Origin of the sequence: Streptomyces toyocaensis (assembly GCF_000725125.1) — a bacterium.
Classification (GTDB): domain Bacteria; phylum Actinomycetota; class Actinomycetes; order Streptomycetales; family Streptomycetaceae; genus Streptomyces; species Streptomyces toyocaensis.
Genome location: NZ_JFCB01000002.1, coordinates 316532 through 323205, shown reverse-complemented (window position 1 = coordinate 323205; position 6674 = coordinate 316532). Strand labels below are relative to the sequence as shown.

The following is a 6674-nucleotide window of genomic DNA, read 5'->3' as shown; positions in this document are numbered from 1 at the left end:
GCAGCGGACGGAGAATCCGCCACCGGCACGACAGCGGCGGCGGCCGGCGCCGTCGCGTCGGCGCTCGCGGGCAACCGGGGCGCCAGCCATGCCGCGAGCTCAGCGATCGACCGATGCTCGAACATCACCGTCGGCGACAGTTCCACCGACAGCCGCTCCTCCAACTCTCGCACCAGCGCCAGCAGATCAGCAGATCCCAACCCCAGCTCGTAATAGCCCGAGCCCACATCCACCGCATCCGCCGCCACACCCAGCCGAGCCCCCACCAACTCCCGCAACACCGCCGCAGCGGACGGAGAATCCGCCACCGGCACGACAGCGGGAGTGAGGGCTGCGGGCCGGGCGGGGGAAGTGTCCTCGCGGACGTCGAGTGCGGCGGCCGCCCGAATGCGCTTGGCGACGAACTCCCCGACCTCGGCGACCTTCTGGCCGGTCTCGTCGTAGAACTCCACCACGAGACGGATGAGTTCGTCGTCGCGGCGGACGGATTCGGCGGGCACCCGGACGTAGCAGCGCCCGCCGAGTGGCCCGGCCGCGCGGAACCGGTCGAACATCAGCGGGAGGTAGAGGCCGGGGCCGTCGTTGTCCCCGTGCAGCATGCCCAGGGCGACACCGCCACCGAGGAGCCCGGCTTCGAAGAGGGCGGGGTGGAAGAGGAACGCCCCGGTACTGCTCTGGTGTTCAGGGGCGAGTTCCAGCTCGGCGATCCAGTCGCCGGGGCGGTGGTGGACAGCGCCGTCGAGCTTCATCAGACCCGAGTGGAAGAGGTCGTACTCCCGGCACCAGGTGTAGATCTCGCCCATGGTGGTGTGCCGCGTCGTCCCCTGGACGGGCAGCGGGAGCCGCTCCGTGAAGGTGACGGGGCCGCGATGGTAGGCGGTGACGACGGCGTGCAGGACGTCGGTCGAGTCCTGGGGGCGCCGGCTGCGCACTTCGACGGTCCATCCCCCGGTGGCAGCGGGGCGCCCTTCGACGGTGGTCAGGACGGCCTCACCGGGCCCGGCGACGAGCGGCGCGAGGATGGTGAGGTTGCGCAGCTCCACCTCGGCCATGGGGTGCTGCTGCCGGGCGAGCACCTGGAGCACCAGGTCCACGTAGCCGACACCGGGCAGCAGGCTGCGGCCGTACACGACGTGCCCGCTCAACAGGGGGTTGTCGGCGGTGACGGTGAAGGTCTCGGTGAACGTGGGCGATTCGGTCATCGGATTTCCGTCCCAGGGAAGGCGCGCGAGGGTGCCCGGATGCGCGAGGCACACACCGGGAATTCGTTTAAGGACAGGGGAGGGCGATGGCTGTCAGAATGAAACCGCCGCGGTGCATCCAGCGCCCCGTGAGCCGGGGTACCGGCTTCCCGGCCGCCCGGGGTGGGGGCACCAGGAACCGCGCGGAGAAGAACCCGCCGGAATCGATGTCTATCCGGGCCCCGTCGAACCCCAGCATCCGCTGGGCGAGGGAGAACCAGACTTTGTAGACAGCCTCCTTGCAACTGAACAGCAATCGGTCCCAGGGCACCGTGTCGCTTCGCGCGCCGAGCCGTTCCACGAGGTCCCGTTCGGCCGGCAGGGCGACCAGATCGAGCACGCCTTCGGGAAGCGGGGCGCTTTCCTCGGCGTCGATGCCCACGGAATGCACCCGGCTGGCCCGTGCCACCGCGGCCGCCCGGTATCCGGAGCAGTGCGTCATACTGCCGACCACTCCGGCCGGCCATTGCGGGGCCCTGTGCCGCCCGGGCGGCAGGGGGACCGGGGGAACTCCGAGTTCGCCGAGCGCGGTGCGGGCACACCGGCGCACCGTGGAGAATTCCCGTCGGCGTCGCGGCACCGCGTCGGCGACGGCCGCGCGTTCCTCGGGGAAGAGATGAATGTCCGCGTCGTCGTCGAACGCCTCCGCGGACCTCACGTCGACGGGAAGTAGCTCTTCGATCACTGTTCCCTCGGGCCCGTTCTTCGATCGCTTACCAGGTGGTCAGCGAGAAGCGCTCGCCGAATGCCCGTGCGCCGATGGCGAAGTCCCTGATCCGCTCGGCCTTCTCCACCATCTTGTCGTCGCCGGCCTCCTTCGAGACGGCCACGAGCCACTCGTAGGTCTCGCTCGGGTGAACGTCGTACGTGTAGTGGACCTTGGACAGCAGGAAGAGGATGTCCCGGAAGTTCTCTCGTCCGATCACCCCGGACAGGGCGAGGATCCCGGCCTCCCGCTCCTTGGTGAACGGCTTGCGTTCATGGATGGCGGGGCTGACGTCCGAGGTGTAGACGGAGGCGTCGGCGAAGGCTTCCTTCTCGTCGAACGCGCCGTCGAAGGCGAGGTCGACGCAGAGCGACTGTCTGCTGAACTCGCCGAAGTTGACAGCCGAGTGGACGGCGGCCGCGTCGAGGTACCAGATCTCTCCGGCGCGCATGTGGATGACGGTGTCGTCGTCCGAGTGGAAGGCCAGCGGGCTGTCCTCGAGCATCACATGGGTGCGGAAGTACTGGTCGAGTCCGCGGTCGAGCTCCACGAAGTCCCGGTGCGGGATGACGACGGCGTTCTTCAGGTTCCTGGTGCGCGCCATCTGGAGCCGCTCGACGTCGAAGACGGTGGTGATGATCTCGTTGAGGTACGGAACATGCTCCACGTGGCCGGTGGGCTGCGCCGGTGCGCCGTGAAGGTCGCGGTACAGCCTGTCGTCGCTGGCGCCGCTCGCGTTGTACAGCGGGATGTTCTTCCAGAACCCGTTGCTGAACTCGTCGTACTCCTCTTCCACGGTGGGCACCGCGGCGAGATGGGCGAGGTCCTGTGCTAAGCGTTCCTGGTCGAGTGCAATACGGCCGAGTATGTGCGAGCGCACGCGTCGTCCTCCTGGTGTCGAATTCAACTTTCGTTGGCGGAACGGGCACCCGTGGTGGATGCCATGGCCGAGCGAAGACTGCGCGGTCGCATGTCGGTCCAGTTGTTCTCCATGAAGGCGAGGCAGTCCTGGTGTTTCGCGTCGTTCAGTGCGATCCGCCATCCCGCGGGCACGTCCACCGAGGCCGGCCACATTGAATACTGTTCTTCGTCATTGAGCAGCACGTGGTAGTTGCCATCGGTCTCTTCGAAAGAACTGGACACACAACACCTCACAAGGGCACGACTGGGTCATGGCCGCACTCCCGGGCGCTTTTCCGTGTCATCACCGGAACAGCCGAACCGAGAAACAGTGGTCACAGGGATCGCGGGCACGCGAAAGCCGGGCCGCGGAACACCCAAGAACCGAACAGAAGAAGACGGCCTAGGCAAACAGGATGCGCACGATCCGGCCTAGAGCGCCTGACACGCGTCGTGGAATTCCCTTACCCCCCTAACTCGCCGTGGAGCAGTACTTCCCCCGCCTGCTTCCACGTTCGAACCGAGAAGGAGCCTAGGTTGACCTGATAGTGATCGTCAACTGCCTCCCGGTAATCTCGCAGTTAGACGTCTCACATCCCGGCGTTCAGCGAGAACAACGGCCCACCGTTCCCTCCGATGGACGAGGGGCGTCCGGCCGGGGGCCGGTCCGGGAGGGCCAGGGGGTTCGGGCGGTGGCGGGTGGGAATGCCGTGCACGGTGGACGCCGGCAGGCGAGGGATCGGGGCGATACGCGACGGGCGGAACTGCGGTCCTGCCGCAACCTGCACATCTGCGCCGCGTCGGCGACTGCTGTGCGGTGCGGACACCCGTAAGCGCACCCCCGCGTCCCGGCGGCGACCGCGGGTCGTCAGCAAGGCCTTCAGCCCTGCACGGTCGCGTTCTTCCTCACCCGACCCGAGCGCGGAGTCCACCGAAGCGGACTCAACTGCCCTCTTGCCGGGCCGACATCGGCACAACCGACGGTCGCCACTCTCGCCTGATCAACCCGAACACCCACGAGTCGGAAACCACGCCGTTCACCACGCAGTCCTCCCGCAACGTCCCTTCACGCGCGAATCCGATCTTCTCCAGGACCCGGGCAGATGCCACGTTGCGTGTATCGACCTCGGCCTGCACACGATTCAGGTCCAAGGTGTCGAACGCCCATCGCAGCAAGGCCTGTACGGCCTCCGTCGCGTAGCCGTGGCCCCACATCTCCTCGCCGAGGAGATAGCCCAGCGACGCGCTGCGGTAGTCCGGGTTCCATCCGCTCAGCCCGCACCAGCCGACGAAGGCCCCGTCAGAGGTACGGTCGATGGCCACCCGCGCCCCGGTGCCTTCGTCCGCCATCTTCTGGCACGTCGTGATGAACTTCTCCGCGCGGGCCCGTTCGGTCCACGGCGGGGAGTCCCAGTAGCGCAGCACGTAGGCGCTGCTGTGCAGCGCGAAGAGGGGGTTCGCGTCAGCGTCGGTGAAGGGGCGCAGTCGCAGGCGAGCGGTGTGCAGTACGGGAGCGGCCAAAGTCATGCGCACCATCCTGGGTCCTCAAGGGACGGGCACGACACCGAATATCCGGTCCCGGTGCGGCCCTCATGACCACGACACCGCCCGTGCGGGCCCTGGTGTCGCGGAGCGGGGTGCTACTGGGCCAACGAGGCCAGTGCTGCCTTCGCGTTGTGCTCGGCGATGTCCCGCATCACCGTGCGGTGCGGGAAGTCGCCGTCGAGCAGGCGAAGGGGGCCGGCCACCAGTGAGAGACGCATCGCGAGCATGTAGAGGTCGAGCCGTGCCGGATCGAGTCCGGGGCGGGCCAGGACGGGGTAATGGCCACCGAAACGCAACTGCAGGAACACGTGCTCCCACTCGACGTCGAAGAACATCAGGCCTTCGATGTCGATGAGGACGGGGTGTCCGGAGGCATCGACCAGGACGTGGTCGGGCCCGAGTTCGCCGTGGATCAGTCCGTGCTCCGTGCGCGGAGCCACACGCGTGGCCAGTTCCTGCAAGCGATCATGCAAAGGAGACACGGCTGATCCGACCCTCGGGTCACGTTCGGCCGCCTCAGCGAGATCCTCGATGGCACGGTCGAGCACCAGTTGCTCGCATGAATCGCCACCCGCTTGGTCGCCCCGTTCGAGCACGTCCACCCTGCCGTAGTGCTGACTGTGCTGCTGGTGCATCACGTCGAGCATGGCGGCCAGCTCACTCAAGGCATGTGACGCGGGTGCGGGATCCGTCTCCAGGAACGCTTCCAGAGTGCCCCCGGCAACGTCCTCGACCACTGCCACATCGGCCGGGTGGCGGCGTCGGCTGTCGTCAGCCAGAAGCACCCGTGGAACCCGGACTCCAAGGTCGTCCAGCCGCCGCTGAGCGGCCAGGAAGGGGACCAGCCCGGAGGCGGGAGCGAACGGGTGGGCCGGGTCGACGGCTTCACCGGCCGGCCAGAAGTTCTCGGCCCCGGCCCAGCTGTAGACGATCACACTCCCGCCACGTGCCCCGCCCGTGTGAACCCGGTAGACCCCCTTCCTGCTCCCTCCGCGCAGCCGGTCCACTCCGACGACGTCGGCTTCCGCCCCCAGTGCCTCGTACACAATCCCTGACAGGACTTCATCGTCCATGAACCGGCGCATCCGCCGACCCTATCCCCGGCCCCGGTGCGGTGGCCCGATGCCGCCACCGACCCTCGGAGGCATACCCCTACCCGTATGCCCTATCGTGGCTACCGCACGCAGTACCGCCTCACGGAGCCCTCACGATGACACTGCCCTTCTCGCACCACAGAGCGGGTTCCGTGCTGCGCTGCGTTCTGGTGCTGGTCGCCGTGCTGGTCTCGTCCCTGTGTGCGGCCGGGCAGTCCGCGGCGGAATCCGTCCGCACGGGACCGGCCTCCGCCGCAGCCGGCGCACCGCCCGCAGCAGGATTCCTCCTGAGCAGAGCTGCTGCAGAGCCGGGCAGCGATTCCCGGGAAGCCGCTGCTCTCCATGAGGCGGCCACCCCTTCGTCGTCGGACTCCAAGCAGTGCGGCGGACAGGCCGACACCGACACCGCCGCCACCCGGGACGGCTCCCGCCCCTCGACACCGCTGCCGACGCCGGAACACGGGGAGCGCCGGACAGCGCCCGCGCCGGCCGGCCCGGGCGCCGCGAGCGCGCGGCCGGAATCCGCGCCACCCGCACCCGACCCGGTGCGGCTCTCCGTCCTGAGGATCTAGACCGGCCCACGCGCCGTGTCCCCTCACATCCTCAGCGAAACGGAGTCCTTCCCATGCCCTCCTCCCGGTCACCGCGCCGGGCGGGAGCGACGCTGGCCGCGTGGCAGTCCCCGCAGTGGGTCGCCGCCACGGCCGGTGCCGCCCTGACCACAGTGCTGGTGGGCGTGCCCACCGCGGTGGTCCCCTCGCCCCTGTTCTCCCGTTCCGTCCCCGTCCAGTGGTGGAACTACCCCGTGCTGGCCGCCACCGCGGTCCTCGCCGGCTTCATTCTGGCCACCTTCGTCACACCGCGGCGCGACGCCGGAGCCCCGGAGGACCACGGCGATCCGTCCGCGAAGACCGCCGGACGGCTCGGGTCGGCCGGCGGCGTGCTGTCGCTGCTGGCAGTGGGCTGCCCCGTCTGCAACAAGCTGGTCCTGGTCCTGCTGGGCACCTCCGGGGCGCTCACCTACTGGGCCCCGCTGCAACCGCTGGTGGCCGTCGTCTCCCTCGCCCTGCTGGCCGAGGCGGCACTGCGCAGGCTCTCCACAGCCGACGCGTGCCCCGTACCGGCCCGCCGCTGAGCCTCCGCCGCTCCGCGCACCCGTCTTCTACGCCCCTTCTCGCCCTTCGGAGC

The 6674-nt window shown here is 68.8% G+C and carries 8 protein-coding genes; 2 read left to right on the top strand and 6 right to left on the bottom strand.

Annotation, left to right across the window (positions count from 1 at the left end; genetic code table 11):
* From BU52_RS05300 to BU52_RS05275, 6 genes are all read right to left on the bottom strand, one after another.
* On the bottom strand, nucleotides 1–1202 hold a 1202-nt coding region (locus tag BU52_RS05300; RefSeq protein ID WP_037928819.1), incomplete at its 3' end, for a phosphopantetheine-binding protein.
* 67 nt (nucleotides 1203–1269) lie between these two features.
* Entirely contained in the window at nucleotides 1270–1926 is a 657-nt protein-coding gene (locus BU52_RS05295) for a 4'-phosphopantetheinyl transferase family protein (RefSeq protein ID WP_037928816.1), read from the bottom strand.
* A 28-nt stretch (nucleotides 1927–1954) separates the two neighbouring features.
* A complete protein-coding gene (locus BU52_RS05290) occupies nucleotides 1955–2827 on the bottom strand; it encodes an aspartyl/asparaginyl beta-hydroxylase domain-containing protein (protein ID WP_037928813.1) in 873 nt (290 codons plus the stop codon).
* Nucleotides 2828–2850: 23 nt separating this feature from the next.
* Nucleotides 2851–3090 (bottom strand): MbtH family protein, encoded by a 240-nt coding sequence (locus BU52_RS05285; protein ID WP_037928811.1) that lies wholly within the window; start codon nucleotides 3088–3090, stop codon nucleotides 2851–2853.
* 699 nt (nucleotides 3091–3789) lie between these two features.
* The gene (locus tag BU52_RS05280; RefSeq protein WP_037928972.1) at nucleotides 3790–4374 is read right to left on the bottom strand and encodes a GNAT family N-acetyltransferase; all 585 of its coding nucleotides are present in this window, start codon (nucleotides 4372–4374) and stop codon (nucleotides 3790–3792) included.
* A 113-nt stretch (nucleotides 4375–4487) separates the two neighbouring features.
* The gene (locus tag BU52_RS05275) at nucleotides 4488–5477 is read right to left on the bottom strand and encodes a phosphotransferase family protein (protein WP_078903119.1); all 990 of its coding nucleotides are present in this window, start codon (nucleotides 5475–5477) and stop codon (nucleotides 4488–4490) included.
* 125 nt (nucleotides 5478–5602) lie between these two features.
* Here BU52_RS05275 and BU52_RS35210 point away from each other — a divergent pair, with 125 nt between their 5' ends.
* Both BU52_RS35210 and BU52_RS05270 read left to right on the top strand, forming a co-directional pair.
* Complete coding sequence (locus BU52_RS35210) at nucleotides 5603–6058, top strand: hypothetical protein (protein WP_157847817.1); 456 nt, start codon at nucleotides 5603–5605, stop codon at nucleotides 6056–6058.
* A 53-nt stretch (nucleotides 6059–6111) separates the two neighbouring features.
* Nucleotides 6112–6621, top strand: coding sequence for a hypothetical protein (locus BU52_RS05270; protein WP_037928808.1), 510 nt, complete (start codon nucleotides 6112–6114; stop codon nucleotides 6619–6621).
* Nucleotides 6622–6674: the final 53 nt, after the last annotated feature.